We start from the raw sequence: 23,793 nt of genomic DNA on the forward strand, positions 1-23,793 counted from the left end.
CCCCGCCCCCCCCCCCCCCCCCCCCCGCCGCCGTGGCAGTCGCAGCAGGCTCATGGGGAGGAGGTGGGGCAGGTCGTGGCGGTGTCGCCGGCCGGTCGTGAAAGGGAAACGGCGCTAATGCCGATTTTAATGCCGAATCTGATGCCGAATCTGATGGCGCTTTCTAGTCGTGCGCCACGGCGGCCTGGAATTTCTCCAGGCAGTAGCCCAGCCCGCGTACCGTGGCAATGCGGATGCCGCCCACCTCGATCTTCTTGCGCAGCCGGTGCACATAGACTTCGATGGCGTTGTTGCTGACCTCTTCGCCCCATTCGCACAGGTGGTCGACCAGCTGCTCCTTCGACACCAGCCGCCCGGTGCGGGTGAGCAGGATCTCCAGCAGCCCGACTTCGCGCGCGGACAGATCCAGCATCTGCTCGTTCAGGTAGGCGATGCGGCCAACCTGGTCGAAGGCCAGCGGGCCGTGGTGCGTGAGCGTGGCGCCGCCGCCGGCGCCGCGCCGCACCAGCGCGCGCACGCGGGCTTCCAGCTCGGACAGGGCGAAGGGCTTGGCCATGTAGTCGTCGGCGCCCAGGTCCAGGCCCTTGACGCGCTCGTCGACGCCGTCGGCCGCGGTCAGGATCAGCACCGGCAGCATGGCGCCGCGCGTGCGCAGGCGCTTGAGCACTTCCAGCCCGGGCATGCGGGGCAGGCCCAGATCGAGGATCAGGAGGTCGAAGGTCTGGGTCGAGAGGGCCGAATCGGCTTCAACCCCACTGGCAACATGGTCGACGGCATAGCCGGAGTGACGTAATGAGCGCGTCAGGCCGTCTGCCAGCACATCGTCATCTTCAGCGATCAGAATACGCATGGTTGTCTCCACCCTGGCCCGGCTTAGTCGTTGCTTTACATCAAATGACGCGTGCGGGACTTGCCAAGCATACTGTTTTTTTATACAGTACTCGCTTGATCCAGTCGCGCAGTGAGCGGGCCGGATCGTACTGAATCTAGTAACGAACGTATTACCGACGTTTGCCCAGTGTTTGCCCCTGCTGCCAGGTTCATTGTCATCAGGAGTTCGCAGCGCGGCGCGGGTCGGGCGGTTACCCGCAAAAGCAGGCAGCGCGCCACATGCGGCCTATTTATACACCATTGACGGAAGGACGACCATGGATGACGGCAAGAAGGCGGGTGCTGGCGTAAGCGCCGAAAAGCAGAAGGCGCTGGCGGCCGCGCTGGCCCAGATCGAGAAGCAGTTCGGCAAGGGCTCGATCATGAAACTGGGCGAGGCCGACATCGACCAGGATATCCAGGTCGTGTCCACCGGCTCGCTGGGCCTGGACATCGCGCTGGGCGTCGGCGGCCTGCCGCGCGGCCGCGTGGTGGAAATCTACGGCCCGGAATCCTCGGGCAAGACCACGCTCACGCTGCAGGTCGTGGCCGAGATGCAAAAGCTGGGCGGCACCTGCGCCTTTATCGATGCCGAGCACGCGCTCGACGTCAACTATGCCGGCAAGCTCGGCGTGTCCGTGGGGGACCTGCTGATCTCCCAGCCCGACACCGGCGAGCAGGCACTGGAAATCACCGACGCGCTGGTGCGTTCGGGCTCGGTCGACCTGATCGTGATCGACTCGGTGGCGGCCCTGGTGCCCAAGGCCGAAATCGAAGGCGAGATGGGCGATTCGCTGCCGGGCCTGCAGGCTCGCCTGATGAGCCAGGCGCTGCGCAAGCTGACCGGCACCATCAAGCGCACCAACTGCCTGGTGATCTTCATCAACCAGATCCGCATGAAGATCGGCGTGATGTTCGGCTCGCCCGAAACCACCACCGGCGGCAATGCGCTGAAGTTCTACGCCTCGGTGCGCCTGGACATCCGCCGCATCGGCTCGATCAAGAAGGGCGATGAGGTGATCGGCAACGAAACCAAGGTCAAGGTCGTCAAGAACAAGGTATCGCCGCCGTTCCGCGAAGCCTTCTTCGACATCCTCTACGGCCAGGGCATCTCGCGCCAGGGCGAAATCATCGACCTCGGCGTGGACGCCAAGGTCGTCGAGAAGTCGGGCGCGTGGTACAGCTACAAGGGCGAGAAGATCGGCCAGGGCAAGGACAACGCGCGTGAATACCTGCGCGAAAATCCGGACATCGCCGACGAGATCGAGAACAAGGTGCGCGAGTCGCTGGGCGTGGTCCTGATGAACGGCACGCCGGCCGCCGCCGGCGCCGTGGTCACCGCCGAAGACTGAGCTTCGCCGGCCGGGGCGTTCCCGGCCGCGAACCCCACCCGGGGCGGCACGCGCAGCGACGCGCGCCGCCCCGGTTTGCGTTTATACAGCGCGGTTTCTCGAGTTTCTTCCGAACCTTTTGCGAGCCTTTGCCGAGCGCTCCTCTTCCATGGCCACCCGTCCTCCTCTCTCCCTGAAAGCCCTCGCCGTCGGCTACCTGTCGCGGCGCGAGCACAGCCGGGCGGAGCTGGCGCGCAAGCTGGCCCCGCACGCCGAGTCTCCCGAGGCCCTCGAGCAACTGCTGGATGCGCTGGAGCGCGAGAACTGGCTGTCCAACGCGCGCTTTGTCGACAGCCTGGTGCACCGGCGCGCGGCCCGCTATGGCGCCGCCCGCGTGATGCAGGAAGCCCGCACCCATCAGCTCGGCGGCGATCAGCTGGCCGACCTGCAGGATCGCCTGCGCGGGTCGGAGCTGGAGCGCGGCCGCGCGGTCTGGCAAAAGCGTTTTGGCACGCCGCCCGCCACGCCGGAAGAAAAGGCCAAGCAGATCCGCTTTATGGTGGCCCGCGGCTTTTCCCGAACGGTGGTGAGCCAGGTGATCAAAGGGGCGGATGAATGGCTGGACGGCAGTGACTGACGTCGGCCGACGTGGCAGCCTCAAGTGATGCCGCGGTGATGTCACGGCCATGTCCTGCACCTTCCTGCACCGGTTTCGGGCACATACCTGTTTTGCCAGTAGGCGTATTCCGAGCGTGCCAGCCTTGCCGGCGGACCTCGCCGCAACCCTGCAATGCCGCGATTTTCCCGCATACGCGCGGCCTGCCCGTCGTTCGACAATCCCCGACAACAGCGCCGCGTGCAGTTTGTTCCCGGTCAAGGTTGTCCGGCATGTTAAAATCCTGCGGTTTTCCGGCCCAGCCGTCCATTTCTCCCGCTCCTGCCTGGTGTTATGCCGCTTTCCCCGCCCGTCAATCGCGCCCTGCGTCACCGTCGTGCCATCACGGCGGAGGCCTATGTCAGGGACGACGGCCTATGGGATATCGAAGCGCGCCTGACTGACACCAAGCCGCGCGAGATTCCGCTGGCCGGCGGCGGTGTGCGCCCCGTGGGCGAGCCGCTGCACGATTTGTGGCTGCGCGTCACCATCGACCTGCGCATGAACGTCGTGGACGCCGATGCCTGTTCCGACTGGGTGCCTTATCCCGGCCAGTGCGACACCATCGGCCCGGCCTACCGCAAGCTGATCGGCCTGAACCTGATGAAGGGTTTCCGCAAGTCGGTGAAAGAGCGCCTGTCCGGCGTGGCCGGATGCACCCACCTGACCGAGCTGGCCGGCATATTGCCGACCACCGCGATCCAGGCATTCGCCGGCGATGTGTTCAACATCCGCGACGGCGGCGCCGAAGATACCAGTACTGAGCCGCCTTACCAGTTGCACGGCTGCCATGCCCTGCATTTCGAAGGCGAGGTCGTACGCCAGTTTTACCCCCGCTGGTATGGTCACCAGCCAAAACCGAGGATCAAGACCGAAGGGTCATCGACCCCGGCGGCGCAGCCAGCGGAGGCGCTCGCCGCCCCCGCCGACGGCGCCATGTCCCGCAAGTCAACCGGCACTTCTGGCTAAGCCAGGCCGGCCTGCAGTCCGCCGAGATTCCATCTCCACACTTTTACGCCTACCCGAAAGGAAACACGCATGAATATCCATGAGTACCAAGGCAAGGAAATCCTGCGCAAATACAATGTGCCGGTTCCGCGCGGCATCCCCGCGTTCTCGGTCGAAGAGGCCCTGAAGGCTGCTGAACAACTGGGCGGCCCGGTATGGGTCGTCAAGGCGCAGATCCACGCGGGCGGCCGCGGCAAGGGCGGCGGCGTGAAGGTGGCCAAGAGCATCGACGAGGTCAAGACCTACGCCACCAACATCCTCGGCATGACCCTGGTCACGCACCAGACCGGCCCGGAAGGCAAGAAGGTCAACCGCCTGCTGATCGAAGAAGGCGCCGACATCAAGAAGGAACTGTACGTCAGCCTGGTGGTTGACCGCGTTTCGCAAAAGGTCGCGCTGATGGCCTCCAGCGAAGGCGGCATGGACATCGAGGAAGTCGCTGCCCACAGCCCGGAAAAGATCCACACGCTGATCATCGATCCGTCGGCCGGCCTGCTCGACGCGGACGCTGACGACATCGCCCGCAAGATCGGCGTGCCCGACGCCAGCGTTGCCCAAGCCCGCCAGGCCCTGCAAGGCCTGTACAAGGCATTCTGGGACACCGACGCCTCGCTGGCTGAAATCAACCCGCTGATCCTGACCGGCGACGGCAAGGTGATCGCGCTGGACGCCAAGTTCAATTTCGACTCCAACGCCCTGTTCCGTCACCCGGAAATCGTCGCCTACCGCGACCTGGACGAAGAAGATCCGGCTGAAATCGAAGCGTCGAAGTTCGACCTGGCCTACATCTCGCTGGACGGCAACATCGGCTGCCTGGTGAACGGCGCCGGCCTGGCCATGGCCACCATGGACACCATCAAGCTGTTCGGCGGCGAGCCGGCCAACTTCCTGGACGTGGGCGGCGGTGCCACCACCGAGAAGGTGACCGAAGCCTTCAAGCTGATGCTGAAGAACCCGAACCTGAAGGCCATCCTGGTCAACATCTTCGGCGGCATCATGCGTTGCGACGTGATCGCCGAAGGCGTGATCGCTGCATCCAAGGCCGTGTCGCTGTCCGTGCCGCTGGTCGTGCGCATGAAGGGTACCAACGAAGAGATCGGCAAGAAGATGCTGGCCGACTCGGGCCTGCCCATCATCGCTGCCGATACCATGGAAGAAGCCGCCCAGAAGGTCGTGGCTGCTGCCGCGGGCAAGTAAGCCAGACGCGAACACGAACGCCAGCAGCGCGCCGGGGCCAGGCCTTCGCGCGCTGCTTTGAGCCAAGCAAAGGATTACAGCATGTCGATTCTGATTAATAAAGACACCAAGGTCATTACCCAGGGCATCACCGGCAAGACCGGCCAGTTCCACACCCGTGGCTGCCGCGACTATGCCAACGGCAAGAACTGCTTCGTTGCCGGCGTGAACCCGAAGAAAGCCGGCGAAGACTTCGAAGGCATTCCCATCTACGCAAGCGTCAAGGATGCCAAGGCATCCACCGGCGCCACCGTGTCCGTGATCTACGTGCCGCCCGCAGGCGCCGCTGCCGCCATCTGGGAAGCCGTCGACGCTGACCTGGACCTGGTGGTCTGCATCACCGAAGGCATCCCCGTGCGCGACATGATGGAGCTCAAGGACAAGATGGCCAAGGGCAACAAGAAGACCCTGTTGCTGGGACCGAACTGCCCGGGCCTGATCACGCCTGACGAAATCAAGATCGGCATCATGCCGGGCCACATCCACCGCAAGGGCCGCATCGGCGTGGTGTCGCGCTCGGGCACGCTGACCTATGAAGCAGTGGGTCAGCTGACCGCGCTGGGCATGGGCCAGTCGTCGGCAGTGGGCATTGGTGGCGACCCCATCAACGGCCTGAAGCACATCGACATCATGAAGATGTTCAACGACGATCCCGAAACGGACGCCGTGGTCATGATCGGCGAAATCGGTGGTCCGGACGAAGCCAATGCGGCTTACTGGATCAAGGAAAACATGAAGAAGCCGGTGGTTGGCTTCATCGCTGGCGTGACCGCGCCTCCGGGCAAGCGCATGGGCCACGCCGGCGCGCTCATCTCGGGCGGTGCCGACACGGCGCAAGCCAAGCTGGAAATCATGGAAGCCTGCGGTATCAAGGTCACCAAGAACCCGTCGGAAATGGCTCGCCTGCTCAAGTCGATCCTGTAATACCGATAAGCATCCGTCCCGCCTTCCGGGCGGGATGGATTGCCGGGCCGGCGCGCTCGCATGACTGCAACCGCACACCGACCCTCCATGCCCCCGCCTTCGTGCGGGGGCATGTCATTCTGGAGTACCGTCACCTAGGGTATCTCCCGAGGTGCGTGACATGCCGATTGAAACCGAATCGAAAGCTTGATACGGTAAATCTTCATGTCTGAAGACTCAGACATCCGAAATTCCATGGGCGCCGCAGGTTTTGGCAGCGCTATGTGGCGTTAGAATCATAATTTAAGAAACTCGAGGAGCTTTACCGTGGAACTGCTGTCCTCCACTGCCTTCTGGATCGCGTTGGGATCCATTATCCTGACCAACATCGTGCTCTCCGGCGACAACGCCGTGGTGATCGCGCTGGCCTCCCGCAACCTCCCGCCCGCCCAGCAGAAGAAGGCCATCTTCTGGGGCAGCGCCGCCGCCATCATCATGCGGGTGGTGCTGACGGTAGCCGCGGTCAAGCTGCTGAGCCTGCCGTACCTGAAGATCGTTGGCGCCATCCTGCTGGTCTACATCGGCGTGCAACTGCTCACCGGCGACGACGACGAAGAAGGCCACTCGGCCAAGGACAATATCTGGGCCGCGATCCGCACCATCCTGATCGCCGACCTGGTGATGTCGCTCGACAACGTGGTGGCGGTAGCCGCCGCCGCGCAGAAGGGACCGGAAGGCAGCCAGCTGATGCTGCTGATCCTGGGCCTGGGCCTGTCGATCCCCCTGATCGTGTTCGGCAGCACCATCCTGCTGAAGGTCATGGACCGCTTCCCCATCATCATCGTGCTGGGCGCCGCGCTGCTGGGCTACCTCGCGGGTGAAATGCTGGTCAGCGACCCGGTGGACGCGGCGTGGTTCGAGATGCATGTGCCGCATGCCCACCTGGTGTTTGGCGCGATCGGCGCCGCGCTGGTGGTGGTGGTTGGCAAGCTGCTGAATAGGCGAGCGCCACAGACGGCCTGATAGGCTTTGCAGGGTAGGTGGCGTCCCCGTTGGGGGCGCCGCCGGAAAAACGGGCAGCCCGGGAGCTGCCCGTTTTGTTTTTTGGGTTGCTGTGCGGCCCATGGGGTGGATATGGCCGTGATGTCAGTGCGGTTTCAGACTGACTTAAGCCAAAACATCGATTTACTGACCCTCCGCGTCAGACTTAGTGACAAAATTTGCGCCTGATCAACGATAGGAATGGTCCTAAGTGGCGAAAATTGTCACTCGCCGACGAGACATCAAGGCTTGTCGGCGCTGGCACGCTAAGTGCTAAGAACTTACAGCATCACATGAAACAAAATGTTTCGATTTGTATCCAAAATTCCTTCGAGGGGTCAATCATGCAACAACGGGTTCAACAACTGAAAAAACTGGGCCGCCGAGCTCAGAAGGGCTTCACGCTGATCGAACTGATGATCGTGGTTGCGATCATCGGTATTTTGGCTGCGATCGCGATTCCGCAGTATCAGGACTATGTGACGCGTGCTCGCTGGACGGAGAACGTTACTTCCATCGCCTCGTTGAAGCAGGCTATTGCAGAGTGCGTTCAAAATAATGTCCAGGCTGCGGGCGCTGCCGCTGCACCGTGTGACGCATTGGGCGCTGCCGGTCTGGGAAGTGCGGCAGGCGGTGGATTTACCACGGTGCCGGCGTCCAAGTACGCAGCTAGCGTTGCCTATGCCGGAGGCGTGATTACGATCACCGGTACGGCCGCAGTGGGAGCTTGCGTGGTAACCGTTACGCCTGCCGTTGCGGCTACCTCAGTGAGTTGGACGCTGGCCACTACGACCTGCACCAAGGCGCAAACCGGCGTTTGACGACTTTAAGTTTGCCCTAATTGCCAAGAAGCGCCTTCGGGCGCTTTTTCTTTACCCACTCCCCAAGCTATCATCCGCCTTTTGCCCTCAAGGCACAACAAGGCACCCCGCATGCTGCCCTCCCGGTCAGCCATCCCTCTCAGCTTCCTCGCCGTAGCCGTCACGCTGCCGCTACTGGTCTCCCGGCACACGCTCCCGCTCGCCACCTTCTACGGCGAATGGACCTCGGCATTGCTGTTCGCGCTCGCGGTCATCGTGCTGGGCGCCTCGGCTCAGCGGCAAGGCAGGAGCACGGCCTACAACGCTGCTCCCGCCCAATTCCCCTGGATCCTCCTCTTCCCCCTCTGGCTGATCGCCACCGGCGTCACGCAAACGCTGACCGGCATGGCCGATGTGTCGGGCAGCAGACTGATCACCGAGCTTTCGCTGGCCCTGGCTGGCGCGGTGATGTGGACAGCCTGGCGCCAGGGCCGTGCCGCAACGCCGGTGGAGCGCCAGACGATGGTCGATGTGCTGGCCATGGCCTGGCTGGTGGCGGGGTTGCTGGGCACGCTCGCACAATGGGTGCAGGTATTCGGCCTGGAGCCGGACACGCTGGGGATGGTGTCCACTTACTTTTACGACGACAACCGCCGCCTGTGGGGCAACCTGAACCAGCCAAACCACCAGGCTACGGTTGCCGGCATCGCGCTGGCGGCGGGGGTCTGGCTGGCGGCGCGCGGGTGGTTGCGGGCGCCGGCCTGGCTGGCGGCGGCGTTGCTGCTGGTGAGCGGCATCGTGCTGTCCGGCTCGCGCACGGGCGTGCTGCACGTGGGGCTGGCTTCGATTTATGCGCTGGTCGCTGCCTGGCTGGCGCGAGGAGGGGCGGCGTTTGGCGGTCCGGACGACCTGGGCGGATTCGCGGGTGCCATGCAGCGCGCCGGCCACGCTGGGCGCAACCCCATGCGGCGGCCCGCGGGGCTGGCGTTTGCCGCGGTGGCCATGGTGGTGATGCTGCTGATCCTGCAGCCGGCGATCAAGAGCGCCGGGCAGGCAATGGACTGGCGCCTTTTCGATACCGTGGCGCAGATGCAGGGAGCCGACCAGCTCTCGTGGCGCGCCGCAATGTGGACGCATGCGTGGGCGATGTTCCGCGCGCATCCGTGGCTTGGGGTGGGTTGGGGTGAATACGGCTGGGCACAGTTCCAGCAGCTCGCGCAGGTGGGCGTGAAAGTGGAGATGTCGCTGCATGCGCACAATGCCGTGCTGGACATGCTGGCCAAGACCGGCGTGATCGGCGCGGCGGGTGTGTTCCTGAGCCTGCTGGCATGGCTATGGCGCGTGGCGCGCCAGCGCTTGTGGCGCGGGGATGCGCCCGAGCGCGCGCAGACGGGGCTGGTGCTGGCCTGGCTGGCGATGCTGTGTGCGCATTCCATGCTTGAGTACCCGCTGCACTACCTGTATTTCGTGCTGCCGTTCTGCTTCTTGCTGGGCTGGCTGGAGCCATCGGGCTTCGGCCGCCTGCGCGTGCCGCGCGGGTTCGCCGTGCTGGCGGGCGTGGTATTCGCTGGCGTGGCGGCGGCCATCCTGGCCACCATGTGGCAGGACTACCGCCGTGCCGAGGCGCGCGAGTACGCACGCGCCGAGCGCCGGGCCGCACTGCCGATGCCGAACTTCTGGTTCCGGCAAGCGGCCGCGTCGGACGCGATCGAGGAGGCGAAGATCACGCCGGAGAACGCGGCGCAGTTGCTCGGGCCCCATATCGCCGCGGTGCACCTGCTGCCGACGCCGACGCTGATCTCGCGCACTGCCTGGCTGATGGCGCTGACCGGTGACCCGGTACAGGCCCGTGCATGGCTGGAGCGCCTGCGCTTTTACTTCGCGGGGGATGAGGCTAACCAGTTCGCGGCACTCGCCCAAAGCTGCGCCGAAGTCGACGCCGCGGCGCGGCCGCGGGATTTCTGCGACTGGGTGCAGCTGCGCGCCAAACACAAAGCGGAGTGAGCGTCCCTGAGCCGGGCCGCGCCACGCAGGGCTATTGCGGCGCGTAGCCCGGGGGCGGGGGCGGCGGATAGTAGTACGTCGGCGCGGCAGCCGGACGCGGGGTTGAGGCCATGCGCCCGTAGACCGGCACCCGGTTGCCGCTTGCGTACATGCATTGCACATACGCTGTGTCGTACTGGCGCTGGCTGCCGTAGCCGGCATATTGGGCATTGCCTGCCCCGACCGCCGCGCCGGTGAGCAGGCCGACACCTGCGCCCACCGCCGCGCCCGAGCCGCCATTGAAGGCCGCCCCGGCCGCCGCGCCCAGCGCGGTGCCCACCACGGCGCTGCCTACCGCGCTATTGGTGGCCGCCTGGTTGGCGGTCACACCCCCTACCTGGCCAAAGGCGTACTGCCGGCAGCTATTGTCGTCGGCCCGGAACTGGTCGAAGTTCTTGCCGGTGCCCGGCAGCACCATCACGCTGGGGCCGCTGGGCATCACGGCGCACCCTGCCAGCACCATCGCCGCGAGCGGCAAGCTCAGCAGGATTGGCAGGCTGGGGCGGTTGACGTGGTTAAGGACTTTCATCTCGGCACCTCGATACCTTGGTCTTCGATTGCGCGCCGCGCCGCGCCGTGGGCGTTTCGGGCATTCAGCGTACCTGCCCTGCCAGGCGTCAGACGCTAGGCGGGTGGCTGCGCCGGCACCTTATGCCAGCCGCCGGGACAAGCCTTGATGTACGGGTAGTAGCCATCCGGCCGCGCGCAGCGATACCAAAACGCCTGCTGCTGGGGCACGGGTGCCGCGACACCGCCGCTGTCCATTTCCATCGTGCCGTCCTGGCCCTGCTCGATGTATTGCGGTGGCGACGCAGGTACCCCGACGACCGCGGGACCGTAGGCGTAGCCGGGCGGGTAGTAGTACGGGTAGGGGTAGCCCCACCCGTATCCGTAGCCAAATCCGGGACCGATGTAGACGCCTACGCTGCTGTGCCAGCCACCATGCCAGCCACCGCCGCCGTGCCATCCGCCGCCACCGTGCCAGCCGCCGCCTCTTCCCGCCAGCGCGGTACCGCTCGCGCCCAGCGCTGCCAACACCAGCAAGAGCTGGCCAACCCTACGCCCGTTCATGTTGCCCACCTTGGATCGACGCGGAACGTGGTCCCGCCGGCGGCGCAGTTCGCGCCCCCTAGATTGCATTGAATACCAATTTGCCGTAGCCCGCGATGTGACGCCTGCTGGCGAAATGCGGCGTTACGCTTGTTACAGCGGAAGCGGCTCTGGCGTAAGACTGTGTCAGGTTTGGTAAGAAATGCGACTCGCGGTGGCGATGCGGATCAGGCACATGCGGTGCGTGCCGGACGTCCCGCTCAGGTGCCTGAGACCCAATCCCCCGACTTCCCTCCATGCTTCTCCAGCAGCTTCACGTCGCCCATCACCATGCCGCGGTCGACCGCCTTGCACATGTCGTAGATGGTCAGCAGCGCCACCTGCACGCCGGTCAGCGCTTCCATCTCCACACCGGTCTGGCCGTGGGTTTCGGTGCGCACGGTGCAGCGGATGGTGGCGCTGGCCTCGTCCAGCGTGTAGTCCACCGCCACCTTGGTGAGCGAGATCGGGTGGCATAGCGGGATCAGGTCGGAGGTGCGCTTGGTGGCCATGATGGCGGCCACGCGCGCAATGCCTAGCACGTCGCCCTTCTTGGCCGTGCCGTCGCGCACCAGCGCAAAGGTGGCGGGCAGCATGGTGATGGTGCCGGTGGCGATGGCCACGCGGTGGCTGTGCGCCTTGGCGCCGACGTCGACCATATGGGCTTGTCCGGCGGAATCGAAATGGGTGAGCTGGCTCATGGCGTGGACCTGGCGGATGGCGGGAATGAATGCGTGACGGATGCGCTTGCCGCGTATGCCGGGGCGGTGCGTGGCAAGACCGGGCGACGCCCGATGGGAATGGCTTGCGCAGGCCGCTATCATAGCAACATGCGTAAGAACCAAACGCTCGCCGGAGCGCTCTCCTTGCCCGCCCGACGGGCGCGCCTCATGTCTTCCAGGCCTCCCGGGGGCCTTGGCCGCCGCTCGCTCGCGGCGCTGGTGGCGCTGACGATCGCGCTGCCCGCCTGGCCCCAGCAACGCCTGCTGCTGAACGACCCCACGCGTACCGCGGCGGCGGCGGCGGCGGCGCCGGAGAGCGACAGCCGCGACGGCGGCGACCAGGTCTATGACAACCTGAACCGCAGCGTGAAGGCGGGGCAGAAATCCGATTTTGGCCTGCGCAGCAACAACACCGTGGTGGAGACCTCCGGCGTGCAGCTGCCCGACCTGGGCGATCCGTCCACCGCCTCGCTCACGCCCGACATGGAGCGGCGCCTGGGCGACCGCATCATGCGCGAGATCCGGCGCGATCCGGACTACGTGTCCGACGCGCTGCTGGCCGACTACCTGAACGCGCTTGGCTATCGGCTGGTGCAGGCGGCGCGCCGGCAAAACATCTCCGGCTCCACCGGCGCCGGCACCTTTGCCACGGGCTTCGAGCTGTTCGCGGTGCGCGACCGCAGCATCAACGCTTTTGCGCTGCCCGGCGGGTATATCGGTGTGCACACCGGCCTGCTGGTGCAGTCCGATACCGAATCCGAGCTGGCCTCGGTGCTCGGCCACGAAATCGGCCACGTGATGCAGCGGCATATCGCGCGCGGCATCACCACGCAGGACCAGTCGATGTGGATCGCGCTGGCCTCGATGGTGCTGGCCGGGCTGGCCGCCACCAAGAGCGGCGACGCGGCCGCGGCGCTGGCCATGGGCGGGCAGGCTGCGGCGGTGTCCAACCAGCTGTCGTTCTCGCGCGGCGCCGAGCGCGAGGCGGACCGGGTCGGCTTCCAGATCATGACCGCGGCGGGGTTTGACCCCCAGGGCATGCCCGACTTCTTCAAGCGGCTGCAGCGCGTGGTGGGGATTTCGGAGAGCTCGATGCCGTCGTATGTGCGCACCCACCCGCTTACCTCCGAGCGGATCGCCGACATGCAGGACCGCGTGAGCCATGTGGCCGTGCGCCGCGTGGCGAGCACGCCCGAGTATGAGTTCGCGCGGATGCGCTCCCGCATCCTGCAGGAAACCACGCCGAGCGATCTGCAGAACGCGCGCGCGGCGCTGCAGACGCAGCTGGCGGCAGCCTCGCCGGCGCGCCTGCCTGCGCTTTACTACGGCATCGCGTTCGCCGAGCAGCGGCTGGGCCGCAACGCCGCGGCCGAGCAGTCGCTGGCCGAAGCCCGCCGCTTGTACGGCACGATCCCAAGCGCTACCTCGGGCAGCCCCATGCTGGATGTGATGGCGATCGAGCTGGCGCGCGCGCAGGGACGCCAGCAGGACGCGCTGAACCAGGCGGTGGCGTCGATGAAAGCGTTCCCGTTGTCGCACGCGGTGGCACTGAGCTATGCCGCGACCTTGCTCGGCGCCGGCCGGATGGACCAGGCAGTGACCTTCCTGCGCGAGCGCACGCGTGAGGAGATCGCCCGCTCCGAGTGGTGGGACATGCTGGCGCGGGCCTACGCCGCGCAGGGCCGGCGCGTGCAGCAGCACCAGGCGCTGGCGGAGAAATACGCGGTGGATGGCGCCTACCAGGCCGCCATCGAGCAGTTGCAGATCGCGCGCAAGGCGGGCGACGGCGATTTCTACACGCTGTCGGAAGTCGATGCGCGGCTGCACCAGCTGGAGCGCCAGTACCGCGAGGAAAAGCAGGACAACAAGGGCATGCCTAACTGACGCGATGGCGCACTGGCGCCGTCACTCAGGCAGCCTGTTCCCCCGCGGGCGGTTGCGGCTGGCGCACAAAGCCGTAGCGCGCCGGCACTTCGTCCTCTGCGATCGGCTCGACCTGCACGTCGGCGCCATTGAAATGAAACACGCCGAGGTTGCCGCCGCAGGCCTCGCCGTGCCAGGTGCAGGCGCTGCTGAAGCCATCGAGATCATGGTCGTGCAGCAGCGCGGCCTGCAGGCCGCCGCCGCTCTCGCCTTCCACCGTGCCCGCCAGCACCACATTGCCGTGCTCGTCCGCATGGCAGCCATGCAGCGTGAAGGCACGCTGCGAGGTGGTGTGCAGCTTGCCCTGGTGCAGCCGCACGATCCACGGCGCATAGGCCAGCGACACGAACACGCGCTGCGGGCCGTTCTGGAAATACCAGGCGCCGCGTTCGTCGGGCTGGTAGTTGCGCTCGATAAAAGCGATCAGCGCCTCGTGGCGGATCGGGTCGCCGGACAGGCCGTGCTGCTGGGCGTACTCGTTGCGTATGCGCCATTGCCCACGCCGGTCCAGCGCCAGCCAGCCGTAGCAGTTGGGTACGTTGGGCCAGCGGGCCATGGCTTGCTTGACTGTCTCATCCATCTTCGGTGCCTCCTTGCGGGACCGCCCGTGCCCGGGCACCCCGCTCGCATTCGTTCTGGCGACGCCTGTCGCGCAGGCGCCGCCCGCACTCTCCGTGGCCTTAAGCCACGGCGTCAAAAAACCGCAGCATGCGCGCTGGCAGCCACTCGATATGCCCCGCATAGGGCAGCAACGGCAGGGCGCGCAGCCTATCTTCGCGCGGTGTCATGAAACCGACGTGACCACCATGCTCGGGCTGCTCCAGCCAGACCTGCGGGCTGACCTCGGCGGGGCCCGGCAGGTGGCGCGCCGGCAGGAAGGGGTCGTTGCGCGCGTTGAGCACCAGCGTGGGCACTTTGATTTCGCCGAGCACCGGCTTGCTGGATGCGCGCGCCCAGTAGTCATCGGTATCGCGAAAGCCGTGCAGCGGCGCCGTCACGATATTGTCGAACGCGTACAGGTCGCGGCTGGCGAGCATGGCCTCGCGGTCGAACAGCCCGGGATACTGGCTCAGCTTGGCCAGCGACTTGCGTTTCAGGGTTTGCAGGAACATGCGCGTGTACAGCATGTTGAAGCCCTGCGACAGCGCCGCGCCGCCGCCGGCCAGGTCCAGCGGGGCCGAGACCGATGCCGCCGCGCTGATAAAGCCCGCGGCGCTGCCTTGTTCGCCGAGCAGGCGCAGCAGGGCATTGCCGCCGAGCGAAATGCCTATCACCAGCAGCTTGCGCCCGTGGCCGCAATATTGGCGGTGAAGACGTTCCAGGATCCAGTGGAGTTCCTCGGCGTCGCCGGAGTGATAGAAGCGCGGCGCCAGGTTCAGCTCGCCCGAGCAGCCGCGAAAGTGCGGGATCACGCCCTGCCAGCCGCGCGCCGCCAGCGCATGCATCAGGGCCTGCGCGTAATGGCTGCCGGAGTCGCCTTCCAGGCCATGGAACATCACCAGCAGCGGGGTATCGGGCGTGACCGGGTGCGTGGTCCAGTCCAGGTCGACGAAGTCGTCGTCCGGGGCGGTCCAGCGCTCGCGCTTGAAACTGACGCGCGGCGGGCGCTGCGCGAAGCGCGCCGGGATGATGGTCTGCGCATGGCCGCCGGCGAGCCACCAGGGCATGCGGCGGCCGCCGCCGAACGAGGAGGCGGCGCGGATGTCGTCCGGTGCGGGCCGGTGGTGCGAAGGCGGAAGCTGGCTCATGCCTGCAAGGCTTTAGGCGATCATGCGACGCGCGCACGGGCTGGCCGGCCCGTGCGCGCTGCGTCCAATCCTAGTGGAGGGCCTGGCCTGGCGCCGTGCTCACGGTCGCGACCTGGGCAGCGTTGGCCGGGCTGCAATGGATGTGCGCCAGGCGCCAGCCCTCGTGGTTCTGCATCAGCACATAGGTGGTGTGCACGTAGAGGTCGGCTTCGACGCGGTCGTCGCCAAAGCGCAGGGCTTCGGTCACGTCGAAGATGGCGACGCCCATCGAGGTATGGCTGCTGGTCTCGATCACGTCGATCAGCACCGGCTGTACGTCCAGCAACTGCGCGAAGGCCTGGCGCAGGTGCTCATGGCCGATCAGGCGCTGGCCGTCCGGCATCACGCAGGTAACCGAGTCTTCATCCAGCCACAGGCGCAGCGCGCCGTCGGCATCGCGCAGCTTCATGGCCTCGCGAAAGGCTTCGACGATGTCTTCGGCGGAATCGAACAGGCGGGCAAAACGCGGCATGGTGGACTGGGCTCAGGGATTCGTTGGCCGGATAAACACGAACGGCGGGTCAGCGCTTCAGGCCCGGTGCAGGAGCTTGCGCAGCTCCACAAACACCATTTCGGGCTCGATGTCCTTCAGGCAGCGCAGGTGGCCAAGCGGGCACTCGCGCTTGAAGCACGGACTGCATTCGAGCTGCAGCCACATGATACTCGCAGCCTGCGACAGCGGGGGTGTATGGCGCGGGTCACTGGAGCCGAACACCGCCACCTGTGGCCGGTTCAGCGCCGCGGTGACGTGCATCAGGCCGGAGTCGTTGCAGACAGCCGCTTCCGACATGGCCAGCAGGTCCACGGCATCGTCCAGCGAGGTCTGGCCGCACAGGTTGCGCACGAAGGGCGCGCCCTTGACGATCTCGTCGGCGATCTCGGCGTCCTTGGGCGAGCCCAGGGTGACCATCTGCGCATACGGGAACGAGCGCTTGAGCATCTGCGCAAGCTCGGCGAAGTGCGCGGCCGGCCAGCGCTTGGCGGGGCCGAACTCCGCGCCCGGGCAGAAGGCGATCAGGCGCGTCTGCGGGGCAATGCCGAAGCGCTCCGCGGTCTTGGCCATGCGCACCGGGTCGGTCCGCAGGCGCGGCTCGGGCAGGTTCTCCGGCAGGCGGGCGCCGGGCTTGAGCGCCAGCCGCGCGTAATGCTCCACCATGGGCGGGCGCTGGTCGCGGGGCGGATTGCCATGGCGGATATTGAGCAGGCCGAAGCGGGCTTCGCCGCGATAGCCGACGCGCAGCGGGATGCCGGCCAGCCAGGGGATCAGCGCGGACTTGAGCGAGTTCGGCAGCACATAGGCCGCGTCGTAGCCTTCGTTCTTGAGCTGCTGGGAGAACATCAGCCGTGCCGAGAGCTGCAGCTTGCCGTGCGCCAGTTCGCTGGGGAAGACCTGGTGGATCTCGGGCATGCGGGCCAGCACCGGCGCCACCCATTTAGGGGCGAGGGCGTCGATCTGCAGGCGCGGATGGCGCGCTTTCATGAGGGTGAAGAGCGGCTGCGCCATCAGGGCGTCGCCGATCCAGTTGGGGGCGATGACGAGGGCTTTTTTCATGAATGGGGCGCTGCCGGAAGGGTTGGCGTGGCGTAAGCTGCGCGCGCCACGCACGCCAACGCGCCGGCGCGCCGCATGGCGGGCCGGAGCATCGGGGTGGTGCGGTCAAGCGTGGGCCGTGTCAGTGGTGACCCTTGATCACGGTGCCGGGCTTGAGCTTGTAGACGGTACCGCAGTACGGGCACTTCACCTCGCCGGTGTCGGTCACGTCGAGGAAGACGCGCGGATGGTAGTTCCAGGTCGGCGTGTTGCCGGTGGGGCAGTGCAGCGGAAGGTCTTCCGCGCCGATTTCGATCAGGGAGGCGGTTTGCGTCATGGTGTTGCGGGGATGGTTTTAGTCTTTAGTCTTTTGTACGGACTGAAGTATGACTGGTTAAGCGGTTCGTGATTGCCTGGCGAGTTTCCGGGTCCCGGGGTGGTTTCAGACCACGGTCAGCCAGTGCTTGTATTGCTCATTGGTGCCGCCGACCGCCGAGAAGAAGGCGTCCTGCACGCGCTTGGTCACCGGGCCGCGGCGGCCTTCTCCGATCACGCGGTCGTCGAGCTCGCGGATCGGCGTGACTTCGGCCGCGGTGCCGGTGAAGAAGGCCTCGTCCGAGCAGTACACCTCGTCGCGGGTGATGCGCTTCTCGCGCACCTCGATGCCGAGATCGCGGGCGATGGTGAGGATGGCGTCGCGGGTGATGCCGTCCAGGCACGAGGCCAGGTCAGGCGTATAGATCACGCCGTCGCGCACCACGAACACGTTTTCGCCCGAGCCTTCGCTGACGTAACCTTCGGTATCCAGCAGCAGGGCTTCGTCGTAGCCCATGCTGGTGGCTTCCTGGTTGGCCAGGATCGAGTTGATGTAGTAGCCGCTGGCCTTGGCCCGCACCAGCGACACATTGACGTGGTGGCGGGTGAAGGAAGAGGTCTTGACGCGGATGCCGCGCTCCAGGCCTTCCTCGCCCAGGTAGGCGCCCCACGGCCACGCGGCAATGGCCACGTGGATGGTGTTGCCCCTGGCCGAGACGCCCATTTTTTCCGAGCCGATCCAGACCAGCGGGCGGATGTAGCAGGACTCGAGCTGGTTGGCCTTCACCACCTCGCGCTGCGCCGCTTCCAGCGTAGCCGCGTCGAACGGCATCTGCATCTGGAAGATCTTGGCCGAGTTGAACAGGCGGCGGGTGTGCTCCTTGAGGCGGAAGATCGCGGTGCCGGCCGGCGTCTTGTAGGCGCGTACGCCCTCGAACACGCCCATGCCGTAATGCAAGGTATGGGTCAGCACATGGATCTTGGCGTCACGCCATTCGATCAACTTGCCGTCCATCCAGATTTTTCCGTCGCGATCCGCCATCGACATGGTTCTCTCCCTGAGCGCCGTCAGCAATGCAAAAAAGACATTGTAAACCCCGGGACCCCCTGTGCCAACGCGGGCGCGGGTCCGCGGGGGTCTAAAATCGTCACATTGTGTATGCCGCCACTGCCACCTGTGACCCTGCCGCCGTCGTCCGGACCTATCGCCTTCCACCTCGATCCGCATGGGTCCAGGCGTGCCGCGCAGTTGCGCGAGACGCTGTTCTCGGGGGCTGCGCAGGCGGAGATCGACGCCCTGGTGGCGCTGTGGGAGATAGGTCCCAGCCTGCCCCGCATGCTGCTGTCCGTGGCGTATGGGATCGACGATCCCGCAGCGCTCGAACGCGTGGTGCCGCCGTGGCGATGGCGCATCCTGCAGGCGGCGCTGAATGCGCTGTGCGCTGACTGGGACCCGCGCCTGCGGCCTTACCTCGACTATCTGGCTGCCATGCAGGCGGGGCGGGCCGCCGAATTCGCGGCGCTTCCGGCTTCATTGCGCGCGGCGTTCGCAGAAGGCTTGCTGTACGGCGAAGAGCGCCAGCGTGCGATGGCGGCGGTGGCGCCTTCTGCCACGTTCGCCCCGGATGCCCCGGATACCCCGGATACCCCGGATGCCGCGCCGGGCAACGGTTTCGGGCCGGCGCTGCGCGCCTTCGCCCAGGTCGGGGACGGCGACTGGGCGGCCGCGCAGGCGGGGTTCGAGACCGCGCTCAGGCGCCTCAGGGCGCAGCTCGGCCGGCGCACCGGATTGCTGCCGGCTGCGCTGGCGCCTTGCTACCCGCTGTCGTTGCTGGCCCAGCGCACGCCCGCCCACCTCGAACAAGCCCGCAAGTTCTGCCAGGCGGAAGCGGGCACGCGCAGCCCGCAGCCCACCGAGCGCTGGGGGCTGTGGTGCCACGTGCTGGCGGTGCATAAGGGCGAAGCGCGCCTGGACGAAGCCGCGTTCGAATTGCGCCCCGAGGTGCCGCCGCTCGCGCAGTTCTGGCGCGTGCTGCTGCGCGCATGGGCCGGCGATGTGGCGCAGGCCAGCGGCCGGCGCCAGCCGGCAGCCGCCCGTGCCGAAGCCATCGCGGCCCTGCGCGAGCGCCTGCAGGCCTGCGGCCATCACTGGTTCATCCAGCAACTGGACGCCGCCCTGGCGCTTGAAGCCGGCGAACCCGTGCCGGAAACCTTCTTCGCCGGCCAGCGCCAGGAAAGCTGGCGGCTTGCGCTCGAGGCTTTGCAAGCCCTCGCGGGCGAGACGCGCGCGCCCGACGGCGCCAGCGCCAGCCGCCTGCTGTGGGCGTTGACCATCGACGCCGATGGCGCGGTCGGCACCATCGAGCCGCTCGAGCAGCAGCGCGGCCCGCGCGGCTGGAACAAGCCGCGTCCCGTGCCGCTGGCCCGCCTGGCCGAAGACGACCGGCTCGAGCCGTGGGACGCCCGCGTGGCCCGTGCGGTTCGCCGCGACCAGTCCTATCACCGGCGCTACGTGCTCGATCGCGCCGCCGCCATGCTGGCGCTGGTCGGGCATCCGGGCGTGGTGCTGGCGCAGGCCCCCGAGCAGACGCTGGAAGTGGTGGAGGGCGCGCCCACGCTGGAAGTGGTGCGCCAGGGCGGCCGCTACACCTTGCGGGTCTCGCCCCCGGTGCGCGAGGCCCCAGCCATGGACAGCTTCCTGCCCGCCGGCAGCCGCGCCGATGCCGAAGCCTTGCGCCAGATCACCGTGCTGCGCGAAGGCTCGCAGCGCCTGCGCGTGATCCGGCTCACGCCGGCGCAGCAGGGCGCGGCGCAGCTGATCGCCGACGGGCTGGCCGTGCCGGCCGAGGCGCATGCCCAGCTCGACGCCACGCTGCGCGCGCTGTCGGGACATTTCCAGGTGCACTCCGACCACGATGGCAGCGCCCGCGAGCTCGAGACCGAGAGCCGGCTGCGCGCCGAACTATCGCCGCTGGGCGAAGGCCTGGCCCTGCGGCTGGTGGTCACCCCGCTGGGCCCGCTCGGGCCGCGGCTGGCCCCGGGCAACGGGCGCGAGCGCCTGATGGCGGCGGTCAAGGGGGAAAGCCTGGCCACGGTGCGCGAGCTCAAGGCCGAGCTGGCCCACGTGGCCGAAGTCTTCGACGCGCTGCCCTTCCTGGTGCCGCGCTCACCGGAAAGCGGCGAATACGACTGGACCCTGGCCGACCCGGAGGAAGCCCTGTCGGTGGTCGAGCAGTTGCCCGGGCTGCCCGGCGTGCTGGCGGTGGAATGGCCCCGGGGCGAGGAAATGCGCGTGGTGGGCGCCGACATCCCCCAACTGGCGGTGCACATCGAAACCGAGAGCGAATGGTTCAAGCTGGTCGGCGAGCTGTGCGTGGCCGAGGGGCTGGTGCTGCAACTCGGCCAGTTGCTGGCCTGGGCCGGCAGCCATGCCGGGCGCTTCATGCCGATGGGGCAGGGTGTCTATGTGGCGCTCACGCGCAGCCTGCGCGCGCGGTTGCGCGACCTGGCGAGCGTCGCCAACAACGTGCCCGACGGCATCAAGGTGCCGCTGATGGCGGCGCCCTGGCTGGACGACGTGCTGGCCGGCGCGGGCATCGACCCCGACCAGCATTTCCGCCAGCGCGTGGCGCGGCTGCGCCGGGCGCGCAATAGCGACGCGGTGTTGCCGCCCAACCTGGCCGCCGAGCTGCGGCCCTACCAGGAAGACGGATATCGCTGGGCCATGTCGCTGGCCGAGGCCGGCTTTGGCGCCTGCCTGGCCGACGACATGGGGCTGGGCAAGACGCTGCAAGCGCTGGCGGTGATGCTGGCGCGTGCCGACGGCGGCGCCGCGCTGGTGATCGCGCCGACCTCGGTGTGCGGCAACTGGGCCGAGGAAGCAAGGCGCTTCGCGCCGACGCTGCGCGTGCACATCTATGCCGAGGGCGAGCGCGCGGCCTTGCTGGAACAGGCCGGGCCGCATGACGTGGTGATCGTCTCTTACACGTTGCTGCTGCAGGCGCGCGACGCCTTCTGCCAGCGCGAGTGGCACACGGTGGTGGCCGACGAGGCGCAGGCGTTCAAGAACGCCGCCACCAAGCGCTCGCAGGCGGTGTTCGAGCTGCGGGCCGATTTCCGCATGGCGCTGTCTGGCACGCCGGTGGAAAACCGGCTGGCCGAGCTGTGGTCGATCATGCGCTTTTGCAACCCCGGCCTGCTCGGCTCGCTGGTCCGCTTCAACGAGCACTTCGCGGTGCCGATCGAGCGCAATGGCGTGCGCGAGGCGGCCCAGCGGCTGCGCCGCATGATCGCGCCGTTCGTCATGCGCCGGACCAAGGCCCAGGTACTGGACGAACTGCCGCCGCGCACCGAACTGGTGTTGCGCATCGAGCAGGACCCGATCGAGGCGGCCCACTACGAAGCGCTGCGCCGCCAGGCGCTGGCCGAAGCCGAGGCCGTGGTCAAAGGCCCGAAGGCTCGCAAGACCGCCGCCGGCCAGCCCGCGGCCGAGGCGCGCATCCATGTGCTGGCCCAACTGATGCGGATGCGCCGAGCCGCCTGCGACGCGCGCCTGGTCACGCCCGAGCTGGAACTGGAACTCGGGCAGGAGGGCGCCAAGGTGCGCGCCTTCGTGCAACTGGCGGGCGAACTGGCCGCCAACGGTCACAAGACGCTGGTCTTCAGCCAGTTCGTCGATTTCCTGCAGTTGCTGCGCCGGGGGCTCGATGCGGCCGGCCTCGCCTGGCAATACCTCGACGGCGCCACGCCGGCGGCCGAGCGCACGCGGCGCGTGGCAGCGTTCCAGGCCGGCGCGGGCGATGTCTTCCTGATCAGCCTGAAGGCGGGCGGCTTCGGCCTCAACCTGACGGCTGCCGACTACGTGATCATCGCCGACCCCTGGTGGAACCCGGCGGCGGAGGACCAGGCCATGGGCCGCGCCCACCGCATCGGGCAGCAGCGCCCCGTGACGGTATACCGCCTGATCAGCGCGGGCACCATCGAGGAACGCATCCTCACGCTGCATCACGGCAAGCGCGCGCTGGCCGATGGGATCCTGGAGGCGGGCGAGGACGGCGGGGCCGGCTTTACCGGCGCGGCGGCAGCGCTGCCGGACATCGACGAACTGGTGGGGCTGCTGCGCAGCTAGGGGCGCAAGGGGTGCTTTCGCCAGCCGGGTCGATCGGGATGGCACCGGGGTTCCGCCCCATGTCTGCTTATACCAACATGGCATACCTTCAAGCGAACTCCATCGTTGGTAATGCGGCGGATCGTTGGTATCTTGCTGTCTTGACCCGGGGCGCCAGACCCCGGCCGGCAGCCCCGACCCGCATTCTTTTTCGACGGTACCCCCATGTTCCGCACAGCTACCCGCCGCATCTCGCCCGTTTTCCATTCGTCCCGTGCTTCCCGCCTGGCCGCCGGCCTTGGCTTGCTGGCCGCGCTGAGCACGCTGGCCGCGCCGGCCCGCGCGCAGGACCCGGCGTGGCCGACCCAGCCGATCACCATCCTGATGGGCTTTACCGCTGGCTCCGGCGTGGACATGGTTGGCCGCACGCTGCAGGAATCGCTGCAGAAGTCGCTCAAGGCCACCATCATCTATGACTACCGCCCCGGCGCCGGCGGCAATGTCGCCTCCGAAGTGGTGGCGCATGCCAAGCCCGATGGCTACACGCTGCTGCTCGGCACCGCGGCCACGCACGGCATCAACCCGGCCCTGTACAAGAGCCTGCCGTTCGACGCCGAAGCCGATTTCACACCCGTGGCGCCGCTGGTCGAAGTCTCCAACGTGCTGACCGTGAACCCCGCAGTGATCGACGTGAAGTCGGTCAAGGAGTTCATCGAGAAGGTCAAGGCCGACCCCGGCAAGTACAACTATGCGTCGACCGGCAACGGGACCGGCACCCACCTGGCCTTTGCGGAGTTCAACGCGCGCGCCGGCCTGGATATGGTCCACGTGCCGTACAAGGGCGGGCCCGATGCGCTGCAGGCCGTGCTCAAGGGGGAGGTGTGCTGCATTTTCAATCAGGTGCAGAGCGTGTTGCCGCAATATCGCGCCGGCAAGGTGCGGCTGCTTGGCGTCACCACCAAGAACCATGTGGCGGTGATTCCCGAAGTGCCTACCATCGCCGAGAGCGGCTTGCCTGGCTTCAACAGCACCATCTGGTTTGGTTTCTTCGGTCCCAAGGGGCTCGACCCCAAGATCAGCAAGAAGATCAATGATGCGGTCAAGGTCGCGCTGGAAACGCCGGCGATCCGGCAGAAGCTGATCGAGGCAGGCAATTCTCCACGGATCGAGACGGTCGAGCAGTTCCGCGGCACTGTGAAGGCGGATCGGCAGAAGTGGGCGGGAGTGGTGAAGAGTGTTGGGGCGTCTATTGATTGATATGGTGTTGGTTTTTGGGCGCAAGGGCAGAACCGTTGGCTCTTGCTGTATTGGTTGGAGTTTGTTTGAACGGCGTTGGCTTTTGCACCCAAGAGCCGTACGACATCCCCCTGCGGGGGCTGCCGGTCACTTTTCTTTGCGCGGCAAAGAGGGTGGAGACAAAAGAAAGAAAGAC

At 66.9% G+C, this 23,793-nt stretch carries 22 protein-coding genes; 11 read left to right on the plus strand and 11 right to left on the minus strand.

Features of this window, described 5'->3' with window-relative positions:
* Positions 1-163: 163 nt before the first annotated feature.
* Positions 164-850 carry a response regulator transcription factor gene (locus ACGLHR_RS40590; RefSeq protein ID WP_006158053.1) on the minus strand — a complete coding sequence of 229 codons (687 nt, stop codon included), beginning with the start codon at positions 848-850 and terminating at the stop codon, positions 164-166.
* 298 nt (positions 851-1,148) lie between these two features.
* On the opposite strand from ACGLHR_RS40590, the gene recA reads away from it, so the two are divergent.
* From recA to ACGLHR_RS40630, 8 genes are all read left to right on the plus strand, one after another.
* Complete coding sequence (gene recA / locus ACGLHR_RS40595; protein ID WP_267605599.1) at positions 1,149-2,222, plus strand: recombinase RecA; 1,074 nt, start codon at positions 1,149-1,151, stop codon at positions 2,220-2,222.
* Between the two features lie 148 nt (positions 2,223-2,370).
* Positions 2,371-2,838 (plus strand): recombination regulator RecX, encoded by a 468-nt coding sequence (gene recX / locus ACGLHR_RS40600; RefSeq protein ID WP_400101324.1) that lies wholly within the window; start codon positions 2,371-2,373, stop codon positions 2,836-2,838.
* Between the two features lie 312 nt (positions 2,839-3,150).
* Positions 3,151-3,825 (plus strand): DUF2889 domain-containing protein, encoded by a 675-nt coding sequence (locus ACGLHR_RS40605; RefSeq protein ID WP_400101326.1) that lies wholly within the window; start codon positions 3,151-3,153, stop codon positions 3,823-3,825.
* Positions 3,826-3,894: 69 nt separating this feature from the next.
* Entirely contained in the window at positions 3,895-5,061 is a 1,167-nt protein-coding gene (sucC, locus tag ACGLHR_RS40610; RefSeq protein ID WP_043343899.1) for an ADP-forming succinate--CoA ligase subunit beta, read from the plus strand.
* 81 nt (positions 5,062-5,142) lie between these two features.
* Positions 5,143-6,024, plus strand: coding sequence for a succinate--CoA ligase subunit alpha (gene sucD, locus ACGLHR_RS40615; protein WP_043343904.1), 882 nt, complete (start codon positions 5,143-5,145; stop codon positions 6,022-6,024).
* A 306-nt stretch (positions 6,025-6,330) separates the two neighbouring features.
* Positions 6,331-7,026, plus strand: coding sequence for a TerC family protein (locus tag ACGLHR_RS40620; protein ID WP_400101328.1), 696 nt, complete (start codon positions 6,331-6,333; stop codon positions 7,024-7,026).
* 362 nt (positions 7,027-7,388) lie between these two features.
* A complete protein-coding gene (locus tag ACGLHR_RS40625) occupies positions 7,389-7,865 on the plus strand; it encodes a prepilin-type N-terminal cleavage/methylation domain-containing protein (protein WP_400101344.1) in 477 nt (158 codons plus the stop codon).
* Between the two features lie 111 nt (positions 7,866-7,976).
* On the plus strand, positions 7,977-9,848 hold the full coding sequence (locus tag ACGLHR_RS40630; protein WP_400101330.1) for a PglL family O-oligosaccharyltransferase: 1,872 nt from the start codon (positions 7,977-7,979) through the stop codon (positions 9,846-9,848).
* 31 nt (positions 9,849-9,879) lie between these two features.
* On the opposite strand, the gene ACGLHR_RS40635 is transcribed toward ACGLHR_RS40630, so the two are convergent.
* The 3 genes from ACGLHR_RS40635 to moaC all read right to left on the minus strand — a co-directional run bounded on the left by ACGLHR_RS40635 (position 9,880) and on the right by moaC (position 11,677).
* Positions 9,880-10,350 carry a YMGG-like glycine zipper-containing protein gene (locus ACGLHR_RS40635; protein WP_400101346.1) on the minus strand — a complete coding sequence of 157 codons (471 nt, stop codon included), beginning with the start codon at positions 10,348-10,350 and terminating at the stop codon, positions 9,880-9,882.
* A 161-nt stretch (positions 10,351-10,511) separates the two neighbouring features.
* A complete protein-coding gene (locus tag ACGLHR_RS40640; protein ID WP_318236041.1) occupies positions 10,512-10,958 on the minus strand; it encodes a hypothetical protein in 447 nt (148 codons plus the stop codon).
* Between the two features lie 239 nt (positions 10,959-11,197).
* Positions 11,198-11,677 carry a cyclic pyranopterin monophosphate synthase MoaC gene (moaC, locus tag ACGLHR_RS40645; protein ID WP_400101332.1) on the minus strand — a complete coding sequence of 160 codons (480 nt, stop codon included), beginning with the start codon at positions 11,675-11,677 and terminating at the stop codon, positions 11,198-11,200.
* A 189-nt stretch (positions 11,678-11,866) separates the two neighbouring features.
* On the opposite strand from moaC, the gene ACGLHR_RS40650 reads away from it, so the two are divergent.
* Positions 11,867-13,582, plus strand: coding sequence for a M48 family metalloprotease (locus ACGLHR_RS40650; protein WP_400101334.1), 1,716 nt, complete (start codon positions 11,867-11,869; stop codon positions 13,580-13,582).
* A 25-nt stretch (positions 13,583-13,607) separates the two neighbouring features.
* Here ACGLHR_RS40650 and ACGLHR_RS40655 read toward each other — a convergent pair whose 3' ends face one another.
* The 6 genes from ACGLHR_RS40655 to ACGLHR_RS40680 form a co-directional block, all read right to left on the minus strand.
* Positions 13,608-14,201 carry a DUF2946 family protein gene (locus ACGLHR_RS40655; protein WP_400101335.1) on the minus strand — a complete coding sequence of 198 codons (594 nt, stop codon included), beginning with the start codon at positions 14,199-14,201 and terminating at the stop codon, positions 13,608-13,610.
* A 100-nt stretch (positions 14,202-14,301) separates the two neighbouring features.
* Complete coding sequence (locus tag ACGLHR_RS40660) at positions 14,302-15,369, minus strand: YheT family hydrolase (RefSeq protein WP_400101337.1); 1,068 nt, start codon at positions 15,367-15,369, stop codon at positions 14,302-14,304.
* Between the two features lie 70 nt (positions 15,370-15,439).
* Positions 15,440-15,880, minus strand: a complete 441-nt coding sequence (locus ACGLHR_RS40665) for a nuclear transport factor 2 family protein (RefSeq protein ID WP_150991864.1) — start codon at positions 15,878-15,880, stop codon at positions 15,440-15,442.
* Between the two features lie 57 nt (positions 15,881-15,937).
* The gene (gene waaF / locus ACGLHR_RS40670; RefSeq protein ID WP_318236043.1) at positions 15,938-16,960 is read right to left on the minus strand and encodes a lipopolysaccharide heptosyltransferase II; all 1,023 of its coding nucleotides are present in this window, start codon (positions 16,958-16,960) and stop codon (positions 15,938-15,940) included.
* Positions 16,961-17,081: 121 nt separating this feature from the next.
* Complete coding sequence (locus tag ACGLHR_RS40675) at positions 17,082-17,276, minus strand: zinc-finger domain-containing protein (protein WP_006158072.1); 195 nt, start codon at positions 17,274-17,276, stop codon at positions 17,082-17,084.
* Between the two features lie 105 nt (positions 17,277-17,381).
* Positions 17,382-18,302, minus strand: coding sequence for a branched-chain amino acid transaminase (locus tag ACGLHR_RS40680; protein WP_267605606.1), 921 nt, complete (start codon positions 18,300-18,302; stop codon positions 17,382-17,384).
* Positions 18,303-19,454: 1,152 nt separating this feature from the next.
* On the opposite strand from ACGLHR_RS40680, the gene ACGLHR_RS40685 reads away from it, so the two are divergent.
* Both ACGLHR_RS40685 and ACGLHR_RS40690 read left to right on the plus strand, forming a co-directional pair.
* The gene (locus ACGLHR_RS40685; RefSeq protein WP_400101348.1) at positions 19,455-22,382 is read left to right on the plus strand and encodes a DEAD/DEAH box helicase; all 2,928 of its coding nucleotides are present in this window, start codon (positions 19,455-19,457) and stop codon (positions 22,380-22,382) included.
* Between the two features lie 204 nt (positions 22,383-22,586).
* Entirely contained in the window at positions 22,587-23,618 is a 1,032-nt protein-coding gene (locus ACGLHR_RS40690) for a Bug family tripartite tricarboxylate transporter substrate binding protein (RefSeq protein ID WP_400101341.1), read from the plus strand.
* Here ACGLHR_RS40690 and ACGLHR_RS40695 read toward each other — a convergent pair.
* Positions 23,608-23,793, minus strand: a 186-nt coding sequence (locus ACGLHR_RS40695; RefSeq protein ID WP_400101342.1) for a hypothetical protein, incomplete at its 5' end; no start/stop codon positions are given. The two genes, ACGLHR_RS40690 and ACGLHR_RS40695, sit on opposite strands and share 11 nt — an antisense overlap.

The organism is Cupriavidus sp. CuC1 (assembly GCF_044627735.1).
Lineage (GTDB): Bacteria > Pseudomonadota > Gammaproteobacteria > Burkholderiales > Burkholderiaceae > Cupriavidus > Cupriavidus ulmosensis.

Bases quoted from the DNA above. Each gene is read 5' to 3' on its own strand.
- ACGLHR_RS40690 (WP_400101341.1), top strand. From the start codon at position 22,587: ATGTTCCGCACAGCTACCCGCCGCATCTCGCCCGTTTTCCATTCGTCC.
- ACGLHR_RS40630 (WP_400101330.1), top strand. From the start codon at position 7,977: ATGCTGCCCTCCCGGTCAGCCATCCCTCTCAGCTTCCTCGCCGTAGCC.
- waaF (WP_318236043.1), bottom strand. From the start codon at position 16,960: ATGAAAAAAGCCCTCGTCATCGCCCCCAACTGGATCGGCGACGCCCTG.
- ACGLHR_RS40680 (WP_267605606.1), bottom strand. From the start codon at position 18,302: ATGTCGATGGCGGATCGCGACGGAAAAATCTGGATGGACGGCAAGTTG.
- ACGLHR_RS40625 (WP_400101344.1), top strand. From the start codon at position 7,389: ATGCAACAACGGGTTCAACAACTGAAAAAACTGGGCCGCCGAGCTCAG.
- moaC (WP_400101332.1), bottom strand. From the start codon at position 11,677: ATGAGCCAGCTCACCCATTTCGATTCCGCCGGACAAGCCCATATGGTC.
- recX (WP_400101324.1), top strand. From the start codon at position 2,371: ATGGCCACCCGTCCTCCTCTCTCCCTGAAAGCCCTCGCCGTCGGCTAC.
- ACGLHR_RS40605 (WP_400101326.1), top strand. From the start codon at position 3,151: ATGCCGCTTTCCCCGCCCGTCAATCGCGCCCTGCGTCACCGTCGTGCC.
- ACGLHR_RS40640 (WP_318236041.1), bottom strand. From the start codon at position 10,958: ATGAACGGGCGTAGGGTTGGCCAGCTCTTGCTGGTGTTGGCAGCGCTG.
- ACGLHR_RS40660 (WP_400101337.1), bottom strand. From the start codon at position 15,369: ATGAGCCAGCTTCCGCCTTCGCACCACCGGCCCGCACCGGACGACATC.
- sucD (WP_043343904.1), top strand. From the start codon at position 5,143: ATGTCGATTCTGATTAATAAAGACACCAAGGTCATTACCCAGGGCATC.
- recA (WP_267605599.1), top strand. From the start codon at position 1,149: ATGGATGACGGCAAGAAGGCGGGTGCTGGCGTAAGCGCCGAAAAGCAG.
- ACGLHR_RS40590 (WP_006158053.1), bottom strand. From the start codon at position 850: ATGCGTATTCTGATCGCTGAAGATGACGATGTGCTGGCAGACGGCCTG.
- sucC (WP_043343899.1), top strand. From the start codon at position 3,895: ATGAATATCCATGAGTACCAAGGCAAGGAAATCCTGCGCAAATACAAT.
- ACGLHR_RS40650 (WP_400101334.1), top strand. From the start codon at position 11,867: ATGTCTTCCAGGCCTCCCGGGGGCCTTGGCCGCCGCTCGCTCGCGGCG.
- ACGLHR_RS40675 (WP_006158072.1), bottom strand. From the start codon at position 17,276: ATGACGCAAACCGCCTCCCTGATCGAAATCGGCGCGGAAGACCTTCCG.
- ACGLHR_RS40655 (WP_400101335.1), bottom strand. From the start codon at position 14,201: ATGGATGAGACAGTCAAGCAAGCCATGGCCCGCTGGCCCAACGTACCC.
- ACGLHR_RS40665 (WP_150991864.1), bottom strand. From the start codon at position 15,880: ATGCCGCGTTTTGCCCGCCTGTTCGATTCCGCCGAAGACATCGTCGAA.
- ACGLHR_RS40635 (WP_400101346.1), bottom strand. From the start codon at position 10,350: ATGGTGCTGGCAGGGTGCGCCGTGATGCCCAGCGGCCCCAGCGTGATG.